Origin of the sequence: Streptomyces sp. NPDC005423 (assembly GCF_040606415.1) — a bacterium.
In the GTDB taxonomy this organism is placed as follows: Bacteria; Actinomycetota; Actinomycetes; order Streptomycetales; family Streptomycetaceae; genus Streptomyces.
The window spans coordinates 25,407-38,843 of the sequence record NZ_JBEXET010000026.1; the positions used below are offsets into that span (position 1 = coordinate 25,407).

The 13,437-nt window shown below is 72.8% G+C and carries 13 protein-coding genes; 7 read left to right on the plus strand and 6 right to left on the minus strand.

Going from position 1 to position 13,437, the window contains the following annotated elements; all coding sequences use genetic code 11:
- Positions 1-376: 376 nt before the first annotated feature.
- Positions 377-1,894: a glutamate--cysteine ligase gene (locus ABZT12_RS24975; protein WP_356388478.1), complete on the plus strand. Its 1,518-nt coding sequence runs from the start codon at positions 377-379 to the stop codon at positions 1,892-1,894.
- A gap of 653 nt (positions 1,895-2,547) precedes the next feature.
- A complete protein-coding gene (locus ABZT12_RS24980; RefSeq protein WP_356388480.1) occupies positions 2,548-3,348 on the plus strand; it encodes a type II CAAX endopeptidase family protein in 801 nt (266 codons plus the stop codon).
- 27 nt (positions 3,349-3,375) lie between these two features.
- Here ABZT12_RS24980 and ABZT12_RS24985 read toward each other — a convergent pair whose 3' ends face one another.
- The gene (locus ABZT12_RS24985; protein WP_356388482.1) at positions 3,376-4,185 is read right to left on the minus strand and encodes a PhzF family phenazine biosynthesis protein; all 810 of its coding nucleotides are present in this window, start codon (positions 4,183-4,185) and stop codon (positions 3,376-3,378) included.
- Positions 4,186-4,406: 221 nt separating this feature from the next.
- Between ABZT12_RS24985 and ABZT12_RS24990 the strand changes: the two genes are divergently transcribed.
- Positions 4,407-5,036 (plus strand): PadR family transcriptional regulator, encoded by a 630-nt coding sequence (locus ABZT12_RS24990; RefSeq protein WP_356388484.1) that lies wholly within the window; start codon positions 4,407-4,409, stop codon positions 5,034-5,036.
- A gap of 99 nt (positions 5,037-5,135) precedes the next feature.
- On the opposite strand, the gene ABZT12_RS24995 is transcribed toward ABZT12_RS24990, so the two are convergent.
- Positions 5,136-5,564, minus strand: coding sequence for an SRPBCC family protein (locus ABZT12_RS24995; protein WP_356388486.1), 429 nt, complete (start codon positions 5,562-5,564; stop codon positions 5,136-5,138).
- Positions 5,565-5,863: 299 nt separating this feature from the next.
- Between ABZT12_RS24995 and ABZT12_RS25000 the strand changes: the two genes are divergently transcribed.
- Together ABZT12_RS25000 and ABZT12_RS25005 are read left to right on the plus strand one after the other, a co-directional pair.
- Positions 5,864-6,424: a Clp protease N-terminal domain-containing protein gene (locus ABZT12_RS25000; protein WP_356388488.1), complete on the plus strand. Its 561-nt coding sequence runs from the start codon at positions 5,864-5,866 to the stop codon at positions 6,422-6,424.
- An 89-nt stretch (positions 6,425-6,513) separates the two neighbouring features.
- Complete coding sequence (locus tag ABZT12_RS25005) at positions 6,514-7,518, plus strand: EamA family transporter (RefSeq protein ID WP_356388490.1); 1,005 nt, start codon at positions 6,514-6,516, stop codon at positions 7,516-7,518.
- Positions 7,519-7,566: 48 nt separating this feature from the next.
- On the opposite strand, the gene ABZT12_RS25010 is transcribed toward ABZT12_RS25005, so the two are convergent.
- The gene (locus ABZT12_RS25010) at positions 7,567-8,214 is read right to left on the minus strand and encodes an FMN-binding negative transcriptional regulator (RefSeq protein ID WP_356388492.1); all 648 of its coding nucleotides are present in this window, start codon (positions 8,212-8,214) and stop codon (positions 7,567-7,569) included.
- The gene (locus ABZT12_RS25015; protein WP_356388494.1) at positions 8,214-8,897 is read right to left on the minus strand and encodes a pyridoxamine 5'-phosphate oxidase family protein; all 684 of its coding nucleotides are present in this window, start codon (positions 8,895-8,897) and stop codon (positions 8,214-8,216) included. The genes ABZT12_RS25010 and ABZT12_RS25015 overlap by 1 nt, the downstream gene beginning before the upstream one ends.
- A gap of 35 nt (positions 8,898-8,932) precedes the next feature.
- On the opposite strand from ABZT12_RS25015, the gene ABZT12_RS25020 reads away from it, so the two are divergent.
- Positions 8,933-10,264 (plus strand): aminotransferase class I/II-fold pyridoxal phosphate-dependent enzyme, encoded by a 1,332-nt coding sequence (locus ABZT12_RS25020; RefSeq protein WP_356388496.1) that lies wholly within the window; start codon positions 8,933-8,935, stop codon positions 10,262-10,264.
- A 61-nt stretch (positions 10,265-10,325) separates the two neighbouring features.
- Here ABZT12_RS25020 and ABZT12_RS25025 read toward each other — a convergent pair whose 3' ends face one another.
- Positions 10,326-11,060: a TetR/AcrR family transcriptional regulator C-terminal domain-containing protein gene (locus ABZT12_RS25025; RefSeq protein ID WP_356388498.1), complete on the minus strand. Its 735-nt coding sequence runs from the start codon at positions 11,058-11,060 to the stop codon at positions 10,326-10,328.
- A 134-nt stretch (positions 11,061-11,194) separates the two neighbouring features.
- On the opposite strand from ABZT12_RS25025, the gene ABZT12_RS25030 reads away from it, so the two are divergent.
- A complete protein-coding gene (locus ABZT12_RS25030; protein ID WP_356388648.1) occupies positions 11,195-12,328 on the plus strand; it encodes an NAD(P)/FAD-dependent oxidoreductase in 1,134 nt (377 codons plus the stop codon).
- Positions 12,329-12,364: 36 nt separating this feature from the next.
- On the opposite strand, the gene ABZT12_RS25035 is transcribed toward ABZT12_RS25030, so the two are convergent.
- A complete protein-coding gene (locus tag ABZT12_RS25035; RefSeq protein WP_356388500.1) occupies positions 12,365-13,375 on the minus strand; it encodes a DMT family transporter in 1,011 nt (336 codons plus the stop codon).
- Positions 13,376-13,437: the final 62 nt, after the last annotated feature.

The window sequence follows — 13,437 nt, forward strand, 5'->3', positions numbered from 1 at the left end:
TGGGTGCCAACCTTCTGCCTTGTCTGCGGAGTTTATACGACACGCGTTCAGGCATTGTTTCGGCTAGCTGTTTCCCGTATGAACAACAAGGAGCAAATGAGTCGTCGATTCGGGGGAAAAATCCCGGTTCCCGGCCGGTCGCGCGGCGATGACCTCGGGATATGTCGGTGGACCGGTCGGCCAATTCCCATCGGCGCTTTTCACGAGTTTCTCAGAAGCCGCGAACCGCCCGGCGCTTCATGCCGCGTGAATGTGCCGCCGGTCACATCCGACCACAGTAGCGGGTACGCCGCCCGTCCGGGACGTTATCGATCGCATCCGCTGGGCATCATCAATCCTGACCCAGACACCCGACGGAGACCGAGGAGGCGCAGCGATGGGCGAGAAGGTCGTGGCCGGAACGTTCGACCTGGCCGATCGCCAGCGCTACCGCGACAAGCTCCGGCAGTGTCTGGCGGGACTGGAGCGGCTGCTGGCCGAGCAGCGGTTCGACCGCCCCAAGAATCTGATGGGGCTGGAGATCGAATTGAATCTCGCCGATCCCCATGGTATGCCGAGCATGTTGAATGCGCAGGTACTCGAGCGGATCGCGAGCCACGATTTCCAAACAGAACTCGCCAGGTTCAACCTGGAAGTCAACATAGCGCCCCACCGATTGAGCGGTCCGGTATTCGACCGGCTCAGCGAGGAACTGCGCACTTCCCTGGCATATGCCCACCGGAAAGCGGGAGAGCTGGACGCCGGAATTGTGATGATCGGCATTCTGCCGACCCTCGACGCGGATCACGTGGTCCCCTCGAACCTCTCCGCCGCCGACCGCTACACGCTGCTCAACGACCAGATCGTGGCCGCCCGGGGCGAGAACTTCGCCCTCGACATCGACGGGGTCGAGCGCCTCACCTGCACCTCGCGCTCCATCGCGCCGGAGGCCGCCTGCACCTCCGTACAACTGCACCTCCAGGTCACCCCGGACCGCTTCGCCGACGTGTGGAACGCGGCACAGGCGGTCGCCGCCGCGCAGGTCGCCGTCGGCGCCAACTCGCCGTTCCTCTTCGGCCGTGAGCTGTGGCGCGAGTCCCGGCCCCCGCTGTTCCTCCAGTCGACCGACACCCGGCCGCCCGAACTCCAGGCCCAGGGCGTGCGCCCGCGCACCTGGTTCGGGGAGCGCTGGGTGACGTCGGCGTACGAACTCTTCGAGGAGAACCTGCGCTACTTCCCGGCCCTCCTGCCGATCAGCGACGACGAGGACCCGATCAGCGTGCTGGACGCGGGCGGCGTGCCCAGCCTCGCCGAACTCGTCCTGCACAACGGCACGGTGTACCGCTGGAACCGCCCGGTCTACGACATCGCCGACGGCGTCCCGCACCTGCGCGTGGAGAACCGCGTGCTGCCCGCCGGCCCCACCGTCACCGACGTCGTCGCCAACGCGGCCTTCTACTACGGCGTCGTCCGCGCCCTCGCCGAGGAGGTGCGTCCGGTGTGGACCCGGCTTCCCTTCGAGGCGGCCGCCGCCAACTTCGACACGGCCTGCCGCTACGGCATCGACGCCCGGCTCGTCTGGCCCCGGCAGGGCAGGCTGAGCGGCACCTCGGAGATCGACGCGGTGACCCTCGTACGCGAGGAGTTGCTGCCGCTGGCGGCGGCCGGGCTGGACGCCTGGGGTGTCGAACCCGCCGACCGGGACTTCTACCTGGGCGTGATCGACGAACGGTGCCGGCTCCGGGTCAACGGCGCGTCCTGGCAGGCGGCCACCTTCCACAGTGCCCTCGAAAAGGGCCTGGACCGGGAGGCCGCGCTGGCCGCCACCACGCGCCGCTACTCCGAGCTGATGCATCTGGGGGAGCCGGTCCACACCTGGCCGGTGGGGCTGCCGGAGCCCGCCCCGCTGGGCTGACGCGCGCGTCAACTGCGTTGCTCGCAGCGGCTGTTCAGTTCCGGTCGGCGGAGGCTGCCGCGCCGCCGGCCGCCACGGTCGCCTGGAGGATCACCGACTGGATCTGCGCGGGGTTGCTGGCCTCGTGGCCCGAACCGCCGGTGGCCTCCGCGATCTGCCGGGCCCCGTCCGAACCAGGACCCTGGCAGCATCACGCGCTCCGCACTCCTCGGCGACGTCCGCGTCCCGGGCCCGGTCGGCGGCCGCTCTCAGCGTGGGGGCCAGGTCGGCGGAGGAGGCGAGGTCCAGCCTCACCGCGTTCTCCCGGCAGGAGGAGTCGAAGGAGAGGAGCCCGCCTCTGACCGCGGCCGCCGTGCCCCCGGCGACGGTGAACACCAGGACCGGGGCGACGGCCACCGTGCGCCGGCGTGCCCGTGGGCGGGGGTCGCTGCTTCCCGCCCCGTGGCCATCGGGCAAGCTGTGACGTCCGATGACGGTGGTGTCCCTCCCTCGTGAACCTCGTGCCGAAGTCCGGCCGTATGGCGGACACGAGGGGGAGCACACCCCGCGTCCGTCCCCCCAACGGCCTGTCGCGCACGATCTTCGCACCTTCTTTCGAGACCCTGGCGGGGCGAGGATGGCCGTGCGGCGGGACTACTCAACTGGAGGCAGGAGTGCAGGTGGAGGCTGGTGCGGTGGCTGGTTCCCAGCCGCCGGAGCGGCTCTCGGGACGGATGCTCCGTTCCGAGACGCTGCTCGTTCTGGGGCTTTCGCTCGGAGCGAGCGGGGTGTCCGCCCTGATCAGTTTCGTCGGATCGGTCACCAAGCCGGGCGGCCTCAAGGACCAGGCGGCGACCCTCAACGCCTCGGCCGCGCCGGGCCGTCCATGGCTCGATCTCGCCTGGCAGCTGTTCGGTATCGCCTCCGCCCTGGTGCCGGTCGCGCTCGTCGCGCACCTGCTGCTGCGGGAGGGCGCGAGCCTGCGCGCGATCGGCTTCGACCGCACCCGGCCCTGGCCGGACCTCGGACGCGGGGCGGCGGTCGCGGCGGTCATCGGCAGCGCCGGGATCGCCTTCTACCTGGCCGCGCGCGGGCTCGGTTTCAACCTCACCGTGGTGCCGGAGGCGCTGCCGGACGTGTGGTGGAAGTACCCGGTGCTGATCCTGTCGGCGATGCAGAACGCGATCCTCGAAGAGGTGATCGTCGTCGGCTATCTGCTGCGCAGGCTCGGCCAGTTGGGCTGGACGCCGGGCACCGCGCTGGTGGCCAGCTCCGTACTGCGCGGCAGTTACCACCTCTACCAGGGGATCGGTGGCTTCATCGGCAACATGGTGATGGGCGTGGTCTTCGTGTACCTGTACCGGCGCTGGGGCCGGGTGGGTCCGCTGGTGGTGGCGCACTCCCTGCTCGACATCGGCGCGTTCGTCGGCTACGCGCTGCTGGCCGGGAAGGTCGGCTGGCTGCCCACGGCCTGACATGCGCGCGGGCCGGACCTGTTGGGTTCAGGCGAGCAGTTCGCCGTCGATGACCGTGACCGCGCTGCCGGTCAACAGGGTCCGCTCGCCGCGCAGTTCGGTACGGACGCGGCCGGAGCGGGGCGATGCCTGGAGCCCGGTGAGGACCGTGCCGCCGAGCCGCCCGGACCAGTAGGGGGCCAGGGCGGTGTGGGCGCTGCCGGTCACCGGGTCCTCGTCGATGCCGACGTTCGGGAAGAAGCAGCGGGAGACGAAGTCGTAGCCCCGGGAGGGGTCTTCGGCGCGGGCGGTGGCGATGATGCCGCGCTCGGAGTGGGCGGCGAGCGCCCTGTGGTCGGGGTCGAGCCCGCGGACCGTTGTCTCGTCGGCGACCTCGACCACCAGGTCACCGACGTCCGGTCCGGTGTCGGTGGCGGCGAGCGGCTGTGCCCCCAGCGCCTCCGCGAGTCCGGCCGGGATCTCGACGGGGGTGAGCGGGGCGGTGGGGAAGTCGAGGGTGATCGTCCCGTCGGCCCCCGGCGTGGCGCGCAGCACCCCGCTGTGGGTGGCGAACCGCACGGGTCCCCGGTGCTCTCCGGTGCTGAAGAGCACATGAGCCGTGGCGAGCGTGGCGTGCCCGCACATCGCGACCTCCGTGGCCGGGGTGAACCACCGCAGCGCCCAGTCGGCCTCCCCGCCCGCCGGCAGCCGGTGTGCGAACGCCGTCTCCGCGTGGTTGACCTCCAGCGCCACCCGTTGAAGGCGGAAGTCGTCGGGAAAGGCGTCGAGGAGCAGCACTCCGGCCGGGTTGCCGGCGAAGGGGCGGTCGGTGAAGGCGTCGACGATTCGAATCCGCATGGCCCGACGCTAGCGGTCGCACGCGGCGGGGCGACAAGGCCAATCCCCGGTGCGTGGACCGCGCCACACCGACGGCCGGAGCGCCGGGGCACGGACGGCGGCCCCTCCCGGACTTCCGCCCCCGCTTCCGGAACGGGCCTCCGGCGGGGGTTGTCATCCGAACTCAACCGATATATCGTTGACGCATCGCGACAGATCAACGATGGAATGGAGTGATTGCGATGCGTACCCACGGATACGAGCGTGGACATGGACGTCGGGAAGGCGGTCCGGGCGGACGCGGGCAGGACGGTTTCGAGGGGCGGCGTGCCGCCTTCGGGCCCTTCGGTCCGGGTGGCCCCGGCGGCTTCGGGCCGGGCTTCGGCCCCGGCGGCCCCTGGGGCGGCCGGGGGCGCGGAGGTCCAAGGGGCAGGGCGCGCCGCGGTGACGTGCGGGCCTCGATCCTGGCGCTGCTGAAGGACCGGCCGATGCACGGCTACGAGATGATCCAGGAGATCGCCGAACGCAGCGGCGGCGCGTGGAAGCCGAGCCCCGGCTCGGTCTACCCCACCCTGCAACTGCTGGAGGACGAGGGCCTGATCATCAGCGAGACCGAGGGCGGCAAGAAGCTCTTCGCCCTCACCGAGTCCGGCCGCACCACGGCCGACGAGGGCCCGGACGCCCCCTGGGAAGAGGCTTCCCGCGGGGTCGACTGGGAAGCCCTCGGCGAGATCCGGCAGGCCGGCGTCGGACTGATGGAGGCCTTCGGCCAGGTCTGGAAGACCGGCAGCAAGGAGCAGCGCGACAAGGCGCTGGCCGTCATCAACGACGCCCGCAAGAAGCTGTACCTCATCCTCGCCGACGAGGACTGAACGGTCGGCGGGCCGTCACGGCGAGCCGGCCGGACTCGCCCCACGCGACGAACACGGCACCCCGCGCAGCACTCCACGGGGCGCCGCCTTCGTGTGTTCTCAGGTCACCAGCCCGTCCAGTCTGCGCAGCGACTCGGCCAGCGCGGCCGTCGCCGAGTCCTTCAGCTTGCCCGCCATCAGCGACACCGCCGCGCCCGTGAACTCGCCGTCGATGCGCACGGTCGTCGCGTCCCCGTCCGGAATGAGCGTGTAGCGCGTGACGACGGTCACGGCCATCGGCCCCTTGCCGCGGATCGCCAGCACCCGGGCCGCCGCCACCTCTTCGATGGTCCACTCGACCTCCGCGGGGAAACCCATGAGCTTCATGTTCTCCAGGAAGGTCCCGCCCGTCTCCAGCGTCTGGGGGCCGCCCTTGGGGAAGTTGGTGTGGGTCGCGTTCCACTTGCCGTACGCGGACCAGTCCGTGAGCTGGGCCCACACCTTCTCGGCCGGCGCCTCGATGCGTGTCTCCGCGGTGACTTCGGCCATGCGACCACCTCTTCTGTCGGGCTACGGTGTCGCGGAACGTAGCCGCCGGGCCCTCAACATTCAATACTGATGAACCGTCAGGAAGTGCGCGCGTGAACGTGGTTGAGGCCGGCAGGAAAGCGGCGTGGGCTCGGGCGGCTACAGCGCGCGTCGCGGGACGGTGCGCGCCCGCGAGGGGATACGGGCCTGATCTCCTCCGCGAGGAGGAGATCGCGGAGGTGGTCGTCCACTCAGCGTGGGACACGAGGATGGTTCCCGCCGGGGATGCCCGGGTCGCGCCGGACTGATGGGGTAGGAGTGTGCGAACCCGTATCCCCCGGCAGTCGACCTACGAGCAGGGCATCCACCGCGCGGACAGCGATGCCAGGCTGAGCGCCGAACTGGCGGCGGTGGTCGCCGCCGCCCGCCGCCGCGCACTGAGAGACGGGGACCGGCAGCTCGACACCGCACATCTGCTGCACACCCTGCTGGAGTCCGACCCGGAGGTCCGGGGGGTCTTCGGCGACGGGCCGCGGATCGCCCGGCTGCTCGGCTACCTCGTCCAGCGCAGCATCGGCTACGGCCTGCGCTGGCAGGGCACGGTCGAGGACTCCGGCGCGCTTTCCGCCCCGGCCGCCGCCGACGGCTGGTCGCCGCTCGCCGCGGACGCCCTGGAGTGCGCCTGCGAGCGCGCCGGACGGCGCGGGGGCGACCTGGCGCGCGGGACGGATCTGCTCGCCGCGATCGTCGCCGACCCCCGGGCCCGCGCCGTCGAGGTGCTCGGCCGCGCCGGGATCGCGTCGCCCGACGTGCTGGTCCGGGCGGAGGGCCGTGCGGGGGAGGAGGAGTGCGTACGGAGCGGCGGGGCGGCGGCCCGCTGAGACGGCCGGCCGCCGTGGCTCGGCGTCCACCCGCTGAGACAGGTGCGTAGCGGGATGACGCTCATGTCGTCCCCTGTCATCATGGGCCGGTGCACACGTCTGAGAGCGGCCGGAGCCGCGGCGGAAAGGGCGCCGGACTCGGCCTCGCCCTGCTCTCCGCGTTCGCCTTCGGGGGCTCCGGGGTCGCGGCCAAACCACTGATCGAGGCGGGTCTCGACCCGCTCCACGTGGTGTGGCTGCGGGTGACCGGCGCGGCCCTCGTGATGCTGCCGCTCGCCGTGCGCCACCGCGCGCTGGTGCGCCGCCGTCCGGGGCTGCTCCTCGGCTTCGGACTCCTCGCCGTGGCCGGTGTCCAGGCGTGCTACTTCGGGGCGCTCTCCCGGATCCCGGTCGGGGTCGCCCTGCTCGTGGAGTACCTGGCGCCCGCCCTCGTGCTCGGCTGGGTGCGGTTCGTGCAACGGCGGCCCGTCACCCGCGCCGCCGTGCTGGGCGTGGTCCTCGCGGCGGGCGGACTGGCCTGTGTCGTGGAGGTGTGGTCGGGGCTCCGGTTCGACGCCCTCGGACTGGTGCTCGCGCTCGGCGCGGCCTGCTGCCAGGTCGGCTACTTCGTCCTCTCCGACCAGGGCGGCGACGCGGGCGAGGCCGCGCCGGACCCGATCGGCGTCATCGCGTACGGCCTGCTCGTCGGCGCCGCCGTGCTGACCGCGACGGCCCGCCCCTGGACGATGGACTGGTCCGTGCTCACCGGTGACGCGCGGATGAACGGCACCCCCGTCGCGGCCGGACTGCTGCTGGCCTGGATCGTCCTGGTCGCCACGGTGCTCGCCTACGTCACCGGCGTGCTCTCCGTGCGGCGGCTCTCCCCGCAGGTCGCCGGTGTCGTCGCGTGCCTGGAGGCGGTCGTCGCGACCGTGCTGGCCTGGGTGCTGCTCGGCGAACACCTCTCCGCGCCGCAGATCGCCGGGGGCGCGGTGGTGCTGGCGGGAGCCTTCATCGCGCAGTCGTCGGCGCCGGTGAAGGGGGCGGACGGTCCCGTCGCGAGCGGGGACGGCGGGGCGGAGCGGGAGTCGCCGGCGCGCGAGTCGTCCACATAGGGGCGACGCGCGGCCGCCGCACACCGTCCGGACCGCGGGCCGGGCGGATCAGGGGGTCCTCGGCCAGGTACCCCGTCGGCGCAGCTGGTGCTCGCGCGCCTCGGCGTCCCTGGGCCGGTCCCGCTCCGCCAGCCCCGTCGCGATCCGGTCCTGCACCTCCTCCGGCCGGTGGCTCGCGTACTTGAACTTGGCCCGTACGCCGGTCACTTCGAGCCGCAGCACCCGGATGCCGGACAGCATGCGGTCGAACGGAGCCTGATCCGGGGCGACTTCGGCGGAACCGCCTTCCGGCTGGAAGTGGCCGACCTGGCGGTTCAGCAGTTCCGCCTTCGCCGTCGGGTCGTCCACGACGTGCGCCGTGCAGCGGAGTTGGACCGCCGCGTAGAGACTGGTCGGAGTGCCGTGCTCGGGCGGATCCTCCGGGGGTGCCTGCCAGGGGCCCGGTACGTACACGTAGTCGTCGACCACGCTCAGCAGCACCACGGGGTCGGCCACCAGCGCGGGCCACAGCGGGTTGGGGCGGGCGAGATGGGTCACCGCCTCGCCGCGCCCGGGGTCGTAGGCGAAGTGGAGCGGCTGGACGAACGGGGGTTCCCCGGACGGCCCGTTGACGGCGAGCTGGCCGAAGTCGTGGGTGGCGAGCCACTGTTGCCACTCGGTGTCGTCGGTGGGGGCGTCCCAGGGGTGGATGAGCATCAGAGGCTCTCCAGGTAGTGGGGGAGCGCGGTGCCGGGGGCGAGGTCGCCGTCCGGGAGCGGGGTGCCGTACGTCCTGCGCAGCGGGACCACGCCGGCCCAGTGGGGGAGGGCGAGGTCCTCGGGCTCGTCGTTCACCCCGCCCGTGCGGACCTTCGCGGAGACCTCGCCGAGGTCGAGGCGGATCACCGAAGTGGCGGCCAGTTCCTTCCTGTTGGCGGGCCGGGAGTCGGTCGCCCGGCCCGGTACGACATGGTCGACCAGCAGGTCGAGGGCGGTGCGCTTCTCCTCGGGGTCCGTGACCTGACGGGCGATGCCGTGCACCACGACGGAGCGGTAGTTGATCGAGTGGTGGAACGCGGAGCGGGCCAGCACCAGCCCGTCGACGTGCGTGACCGTCAGGCAGACGGCGAGTCCGGGGTCTGCCAGGCCCGTCATGCGCAGCGGGCGCGACCCCGTCGAGCCGTGCACGTAGAGCCGCTCGCCGGACCGTCCGTACAGCGTCGGCAGGACGACCGGCGCGCCGTCGCGCACGAAGCCGAGATGGCAGACGTACCCCTCGTCGAGTATCGAGTGCACCAACTCCTTGTCGTACGACGCCCGGTCCGCCGAGCGGGTGGGGACGGTGCGGTCGGTCGGCGGGTACACGGCGGGCTGGTCGGACGGCTGCGGGGTCCCCTGCATTGCGCTCTCCATTGCACTAGTGCATAATCTGGTTTGTGCTAGGAGAATATAGGATCGCCGGGCGGCGCGCAGCCGAGATCTCGGCGGACATCGAGCGCGCGGTCGGTTCCGGCGCACTGGAGCCCGGTCAACTGCTCCCGCCGATGCGGGAGTTGGCCGTGGAGCTGGGGGTGAACGCGAACACCGTGGCGGCCGCCTACCGCACGCTGCGGGAGCGCGGGGTGATCGAGACCGCCGGGCGGCGCGGCAGCCGGGTGCGGCCCCGGCCGGCCACGACCGGGCGGGAGCGGGTGCGGGCGGATGTGCCGGAGGGCGTGCGGGACGTCTCGCACGGCAACCCCGACCCGGCGCTGCTGCCCTCCCTGGCGCGGGCGTTCGCGCTCGCCGCCGAGCAGGGCGACCGCGACCCCGTGCTGTACGGCGACGCCCCCGTGGAACCGGGGTTCGCCCGCCGCGCCCGCGCCGGACTCGACGCCGACGGGGTGCCGGACGGCCCGGTGGGCGTCGCCTCCGGCTCGCTGGACGCCGTCGAGCGGGTCCTCGCGGCCCACCTCAAGCCGGGTGACACCGTCGCCGTCGAGGATCCGGGCTGGGGCAGCCTGCTCGACCTGATCCCCTCACTCGGGCTGCGTGTCGCCCCCGTGCGGGTCGACGACGAGGGGCCGCTGCCCGACGACGTGCGGGCCGCCCTGGAGTCCGGCGTGCGGGCCCTGATCGTCACCGACCGGGCCCAGAACCCGACCGGCGCCGTCGTCACCGCGGCACGCGCGCGTGCCCTGCGCGCCCTGCTGCGCCGGCACCCGGAGACGCTGCTGATCGAGGACGACCACGGGCACGACATCGTCGATCTGCCCCTGCACCCGCTGGCCGGCACCACGCGCAACTGGGCCTTCGTCCGCTCGGTCGCCAAGGCGTACGGCCCCGATCTGCGGCTCGCGGTGCTGACCGGGGACGCCGTCACCCTCGACCGGGTCCGGGGCCGCCAGCGGCTGGGCCCCGGCTGGGTCAGCCGCCTGCTGCAACGGGCCGTGCTGCGGCTGTGGGACGACGGCGCGGTGGACACCCCGGCGGTGGCGGCGGCCTACGCCGAGCGCCGGTCCGCCCTGATCGCCGCGCTCGCCGCCCGGGGCATCACGGCCCACGGCCGCAGCGGCCTCAACGTGTGGGTCCCGGTACCGGACGAGACCGGCGCCGTCTCCCGCCTTCTGCACGCCGGCTGGGCGGTGGCCCCCGGCGCCCGTTTCCGCATCGGCGCCCGCCCCGGCATCCGGGTCACCGTCTCCACCCTGCCGGCGACGGAGACGGAACCCCTGGCCCAGGCCATCGCCTCGGCGATCGGACCGGCCCCGGACCGGAGTTACGTGTAGTCGCGCCTGCGGGCCGCGCGGTTCTGCCGCGATCCGGCCCGGCCGCAACTCGGCTCCGCGATCAGGCAGTTGGCGGGGTCGCCGGCTCTGTGCCGGGGCGTCGGCGGGTGGTGATGCCGGCGAGGACGAGGTCGATACCGGCGAGGAACTGCTCGCGGTCGTCGTGGTCGCGCAGTTGGCCGGCGACGGCCCGGGCGAACGGGTACTCGTCGGGATCGAGCTCCTCCCAGGCCGTGGACACCGAGTCGAGGAACTCCGCACGGTCCGTACCGGGCCCGAGGGCGTGGCCGCTCGCGGTGTTCGCCGCGTTCTGGGCCGCCGCGCCGAGGATGTAGTGCACCAGCACGGAGGCCGCCACGAACCAGCCGTCCTCGGGCACACCCAGCCCGCGGACCTGCCGGCCGATGCTCTCGAAGATCCTCGGCGCGACCGGCCCCCAGGGGCTGCGGGAGAAGTGTGTGGAGAGCTGCGTCGCCAGCCACGGGTGGGCCTCGATCGCGTCGAACAGGCCGAGCGCGACGGCGCGGACCCCGTCCTGCGGCGAGTCCGGAACCCGGGCGGCCTCGCCGGCCAGGGCCGCGGCGACCACGGCGTCGGTGGCGGCGCCGAGCAGCTCGCCCTTGTTCGCCACATGCCAGTAGATCGCCCCGGGGCCGGTGGCGAGGTGCTCGGTCAGCGCCCGGAACGTCAGCCCGCCCTCGCCCGCGGCGTCGAGCAGCCCGACGGCCGCCTCGACGATGCGCTCCCGGGAGAGTGCCTCCGTGCGCCGCTGTGATCGGGGTGTCCGCGTTGCCACCCCCGTATTTTCCCACATCTGGAGTGCCGTTCCAACTTGACACGTCTGGAGCGCTGTTCCAACAATGGAACGACGTACCAGCACGTCATGGCCGCCCCCGCCAGCCGGGGCGGTCGCAACCCGGAGGAGTCACCATCAGCACGCACGTCACGATCGTCGGAGCCGGCCTCGGCGGCCTCACCCTTGCCCGCGTCCTGCACGTCCACGGCATCCCGGCCACGGTCTACGAGGCCGAGCCCTCCGCGGCGGCCCGCACCCAGGGCGGGATGCTCGACATCCACGACCACAACGGCCAACCCGCTCTCCGGGCGGCGGGGCTGACCGACCAGTTCCGCGCCCTCGTCCTGGAAGGCCGCGAGGCGACCCGGATCCTCGCGCCGGACGGGACGGTCCTGCTCGACGAGCCCGACGACGGCACGGGCGGCCGCCCCGAGGTGCAGCGCGGCGAACTGCGACGCGTGCTGCTCGCATCGCTCCCGGCCGGCACCGTCCGGTGGGGACACAAGGTCAGCGGTGCCCGCGCCCTCGGCGAAGGCCGCCACGAGGTGACCTTCGCCGACGGCGGGACGGTCGTGACGAACCTGCTGGTCGGCGCGGACGGCGCGTGGTCGCGGGTCCGGCCGCTGCTCTCCGACGCCGTGCCGGAGTACGTCGGCACGTCCTACGTCGAGACCTACCTCTATGACGGGGACGCCCGCCACCCCGCCGCCGCCAAGGCGGTGGGCGGCGGGGCGCTCTTCGCCCTCGCCCCGGGCAAGGGCATTCAGGCGCACCGGGAGAGCGAGGGGAACCTCCACACCTACGTGGCGCTCCGCAAGCCGCGCGAGTGGTTCGACGCCGTCGACTTCACCGACGCCGCCGCGGCCACCGCCCGGATCGCCGAGGAGTTCGACGGCTGGGCGCCGGAACTCACCGCGCTGATCACCGACGGGGAGACCGCGCCGGTCCTGCGCCCCCTCAACACCCTGCCGACCGGCCACCGTTGGGACCGGGTGGCGGGGGTGACCCTGATCGGTGACGCCGCCCACCTCATGATCCCCTCGGGCGAAGGCGCCAACCTCGCCATGTACGACGGCGCCGAACTCGGCGAGGCCATCGCCGCGCACCCCGGTGACGTCGAGGCGGCGCTCACCTCGTACGAGCAGGCCATGTTCCCGCGCAGCGGCGCGGAGGCCGCCGTCGCCGTCGACCTGTACGAGCTCATGTACGGTGACCGCGCGCCCCAGGGCCTGATCGACATGTTCACCGCGCAGGGGCAGCCCGGGTGAGTCGGGCGCCATGCCGGCCCCGGGACGCCGGGAGCATCATCCGCGGGACGGCCGACCCGGTTCCCGTCCCCGCGCCCTGGCCTGCGTGAGCGCCGCCCCCGCCAGTACGACCACCGCGCCGACCGGTGTCGACCAGGACAGCGACTCGCCCAGGAGCGCGACGCCCGCGGCCGTGGCGATGACCGGGACGAAGTACGTGACCATCTGCGCGGTGGTCGGGCCGACTTCGGCGACGATGCCGTACTGAATGAGCATGGCCACACCGGTGCCGACGGCTCCCAGGGCGACGATCGCCAGCAGGGGCAGCAGCGCGAAGTGGGCCGGTATGGAGGTGAACAGCGGTGTCACGACAGCCAGTTGCAGGGTCGCCAGCAGCAACTGGGTGCCGGTGAGCGACAGATGGGACTGGCTGCTCCCCGCCAGCGTGCGGCGGACGTAGATCCAGCCGACCGGATAGCTGACCGACGCCGCCAGCGCGAGGCCCGTGCCCCTGGCGTCCAGGCCGCTGAAGCCCTGCCAGACGCCGAGCACCGTCAGGACACCGAGGAAGCCGAGGCCCAGCCCGGCCACCCGGACCCGGCTCGGCCGGTCCTCGGAGAGCGCCACCAGGGACAGGGCCATGCCCCACAGCGGCGAGGCCGCGTTGCAGATGCCCGCGAGCGTGGACGGGATCGTCAGCTCCGCGTAGGCGAACAGCGAGAAGGGCAGCGCGTTCAACAGGAACGCGGCGACCGCGAGATGCCCCCAGGTCCGCGCGCCGCGCGGCAGCCGCTCCCGCTTCACTGCCATCGCCGCCACCAGCACCGCCGCCCCGCACGCCAGCCTGCCCAGGGTCACCTGGAACGGCGCGTACCCGTGGGTGCCCACCTTGATGAGCAGAAAGCTGAAGCCCCAGATCAGGGAGAGAAGACCGAAGCGCAGCCGCCAGCCGGCCGGACGGCGGGCGCGCGGGCGGGGCGGGGTGGCCCGGCCCGGGTCCTGATCCCGGTCGCGGGTGGCGTCAGCGGTCGTGTCGGCGGTGGGGACAGAGGTGGGGACGGTGGTCATGGGATACACGATGACGCCCCCCATCTCGTAGCACAACCGAGATTTCGAGCACGGTATCTCGT

Excerpts from the sequence above, each read along its gene's own strand:
- ABZT12_RS24975 (WP_356388478.1), top strand. The coding sequence starts at position 377 with ATGGGCGAGAAGGTCGTGGCCGGAACGTTCGACCTGGCCGATCGCCAG.
- ABZT12_RS24985 (WP_356388482.1), bottom strand. The coding sequence starts at position 4,185 with ATGCGGATTCGAATCGTCGACGCCTTCACCGACCGCCCCTTCGCCGGC.
- ABZT12_RS24990 (WP_356388484.1), top strand. The coding sequence starts at position 4,407 with ATGCGTACCCACGGATACGAGCGTGGACATGGACGTCGGGAAGGCGGT.
- ABZT12_RS24995 (WP_356388486.1), bottom strand. The coding sequence starts at position 5,564 with ATGGCCGAAGTCACCGCGGAGACACGCATCGAGGCGCCGGCCGAGAAG.
- ABZT12_RS25010 (WP_356388492.1), bottom strand. The coding sequence starts at position 8,214 with ATGCTCATCCACCCCTGGGACGCCCCCACCGACGACACCGAGTGGCAA.
- ABZT12_RS25015 (WP_356388494.1), bottom strand. The coding sequence starts at position 8,897 with ATGCAGGGGACCCCGCAGCCGTCCGACCAGCCCGCCGTGTACCCGCCG.
- ABZT12_RS25035 (WP_356388500.1), bottom strand. The coding sequence starts at position 13,375 with ATGACCACCGTCCCCACCTCTGTCCCCACCGCCGACACGACCGCTGAC.